Genomic DNA, 3,441 nt, shown 5'->3' with positions numbered 1-3,441 from the left:
TTTAAGATAGCCCTCATTTGATTTTAAAGAGTTCTTTTGTAGACTATCAGTATAAGTATTATTTGAAAGAACCTCATCTTTAACATTAGTTAAGCTTTCTATATTAGATGCTTCCATAGCTGAATCAGTAAAATAATTCATTATGGCCTTTGCTTCCCTTTGAAAATCTATTTGATTGCTTGTCTTATCTAAAGTTACATAATTTGAAATAAAAAATGGACTAACTATCATTAATATTATTGCTATTAATGATAGTGCCACAACTAATTCTATAAGAGAAAGCCCTCTTCTTTTTAATTTTAAATTTTTCACTTAATCACCAACCTTCTCTTAATAGCTTAGTTTACTTCCCAGTTACTTGTTTTAACTAAATCGAATGAGTTATCACTTCTGTCAGCATCAGAATCAACATATAGGTAAGTTGTATCATTAAAACTTCCTAAGAATATATCTTTTAGTTCTGAATAATTACTTCCTAAAAAATCTTTCATATCACTTTTGTTGTAAGTAATCTTCATACTTGCATTATCATCAATGCTAAAACTACCAGTAGTTATTATTGTTCCTGTAAATTCTATAGGCTTATTTTTATTAGATTTTATTCTTATATTTTTATTAGTTATTATTATTCCAGAAGCTTTTCCATTTTTTAATTTTAGAAAATTTTTATCCAAACTATAGTCATTTCCATATTCAATAGTAAGGGTATCTCCATTGTCATACCTATTGTTATCTATATATATTAAATTACTTTCATCACCACTATTTAAAGCCTCAATATTATTTATCTTGTCATTTGGAAAATTTATTTCTGATTTAATGTCCTTTATTAAGCTTGTCTTATCTTCATATTTTTTAATCTCATTTCCTCTTATTTGCTCCTGCTTATCTAAAGTTAAGTTATTTAACTCTACTCCTCTTTCTTTATCTATACTTATACCTATACTACTTGTTTTTTGCGGCAAGCTAATTCCTTTTATCTTAATCTTATCTTTAATATTATTAATATTCTTTTCATAAGAGTTTTTAAAATACCTAGCCTTATTTTCAACTTCACTATAATTAATTCCATCTTTATCAAAACTAGATTTTATGTCTGCTAATTGCAATGGATTATAGTATTTAAATGAAACTCCACTTCCATCATCAACAGTATAAGCAATATAATTTCCCTTAATTGCTACAGATTCTCCTGTTTGATATACTTCATTTATTGTATTAATATAAGCACTTCCCATTATTACAGCCTCTGTACCTATATCTATTTGTGATCCATTACCTATATCAGGAGAATTGACTATTATAGCACTAGAATTATTTATTCTTCCATCAGCTTCATTTGTTCTATTACTATTTATTCCATAATATCCTCCATCTAACTTTATAGTAGATTCTTTTCCATTCAATATTAAATCATTCATTGTATATGCAGGATATTTTGAGTCTATTTTACTATTTGAAATATTTTTTCCTTTTCCAATTCCAACTTCATTTATTCCTAAATTTCCTGTATAAATACCATATTTATTATCTACAATCTTTGTTCCAACATTTAATATGCTATTATTTGAATTCAACCTAATATCTTCTTTACTTACCAAATCTCCATTATTAACATACAACTTCCCACCTGATATTAAAATACCATTAATATTTTTATCAGAATTTACATTGTTATTTATATTATTATTAGTTAAATCATCACCTTCAGCATTTGCAGCCACAAAAACACTACCATCTATAGATAAATTAGAACCATTCTTTATATTCAAATCATCTCCAACAACTAACCCCTCTGTTAGAATATTATATAAAGGAATTCTTTTAACGCAGGTTGCTCCATTATAATTTGGAACTTCTATATTAAAAGTTAATGAAACTTCTTTATAGTTTCTATACTCATTTCCATCTTTTACATTAAATTTAGATTTAAGTCTAAAACTAATTTCCTGTTCGCTTTCATTTTTTTCTTTAGGTTCATAAAATTTAAATTGTTTTTCCCAATTACTTAAAACAACACTTTTTTTATTTATATCAGATAAGCATATGTTATAATTTCCATCATCGCTTATTTTATTTTCATCATCATTTTTCAAGTTTATTAATTCTTCATTAAATTTTACATTTTTATTTTTATCATCATATAAAAACAAACTCTTTTTCTTATTATTAATCAATTGATTAATTACTGATTTTTTGTATTCCTCTTTAAAAATACTATTTTGTTTTTTACTTATATCTTCACTTAAGGTGTTATAACCATCATTATTATTTTTACCTATTATTTCTCCACTTGATATTTCTAGTTTTTTTTCATCTACAGCCTTATTTCCATCATCTATAGCCTTTGCAGTTACTTCTTTTAAAACATCTTGAACTTTAGCTAATCCTGATTCTGACATATATAAATTTTCTGTTTTTTTACCATGAACAATTATAGCTTTATAATTTGATAAAGAAAGAGCAACTATTGCAGTTCCTATTGTTGCAACTATTGCCAATACTACTATTACATATGCAAGTGTAGCTCCTTTTTTCTTATTTTTTTTAAACATACTTATCACCCTTCTATAAATTCAGTAGTATTAATTTTATAAATTACTTCATCTTTGTATTTTACATTTATTTCAATATTATAAAGTCCATCCTTATATGTATATCTATTTTGAGTACTATAATTTATATAAATATTAACTATTCCATTGCTATTAGAATCACTTTTTTTAAGTTCATAATAAATTCCACTACCTACATACTTACACGCATAAACATCTAGACTATTCTTTGTATCAAAATTATCTATTTTTAAATTAATTTTTTTATTTCTTTCGTCACCAGAAAAGAGTATTTTTATTTTGGGAGACTCATCTTCTCCAACATTAAATGTAACAACTTTATTAAGCCATTCAATTGTTATCTTATTTTTTCTTCTAATTATTGATAAATTATACTCATCTTTTTCTACATCATTTTTATTTGTACTTTCTTCACTTAAGCTTTCAGGCTTACGCCACTGATTTCCCACTATCTTATAACTATCTATATAATATCCACTTATATAAATACAATAATTGGCATCAGGACTTCCCCAATTTTTATCTGCATCTTCATTTATTTTAAAAGCTGTTTTTACTAAACTCATAGTTCCTTCTATATTGAAGTTATATTTAGAATCTTTCACTTCATATTCATTCTGCTGTATTCTATAATAATCCTCACCTTTTTTCTTGCTTACTATAAGCCCTGAACTTTGATTAATACACTTCTCATCATAATCCTTATTATAATCCATAATAGTTTTATCTAAATTCAAAAGCTCACTACCTTTTATGTCTTTAACCTGCTCCAAAACGCCTTGTCCAGCATTTATAGCTTGCTCCTTTGTAGCACTTTTTACTGATGTTTTAACAGCTGTTAAAGTAAAGCTACCTAGGGGTATCA

3 protein-coding genes are annotated in these 3,441 nt (G+C 25.6%); all 3 read right to left on the bottom strand.

Going from position 1 to position 3,441, the window contains the following annotated elements:
* On the bottom strand, positions 1 to 312 hold a 312-nt coding region (locus Q4E08_RS11925), incomplete at its 3' end, for a PilW family protein (RefSeq protein WP_303131211.1).
* A gap of 26 nt (positions 313 to 338) precedes the next feature.
* Positions 339 to 2,555, bottom strand: coding sequence for a hypothetical protein (locus Q4E08_RS11920; protein WP_303131209.1), 2,217 nt, complete (start codon positions 2,553 to 2,555; stop codon positions 339 to 341).
* 5 nt (positions 2,556 to 2,560) lie between these two features.
* The coding region (locus Q4E08_RS11915) for a hypothetical protein (protein WP_303131208.1) at positions 2,561 to 3,441 on the bottom strand (881 nt) is incomplete at its 5' end.

The organism is Clostridium sp., from assembly GCF_030532265.1.
Classification (GTDB): domain Bacteria; phylum Bacillota; class Clostridia; order Clostridiales; family Clostridiaceae; genus Clostridium.
This window is presented reverse-complemented; position numbering and strand designations above follow the sequence as displayed.

Excerpts from the sequence above, each read along its gene's own strand:
- Q4E08_RS11920 (WP_303131209.1), bottom strand. The coding sequence starts at position 2,555 with ATGTTTAAAAAAAATAAGAAAAAAGGAGCTACACTTGCATATGTAATA.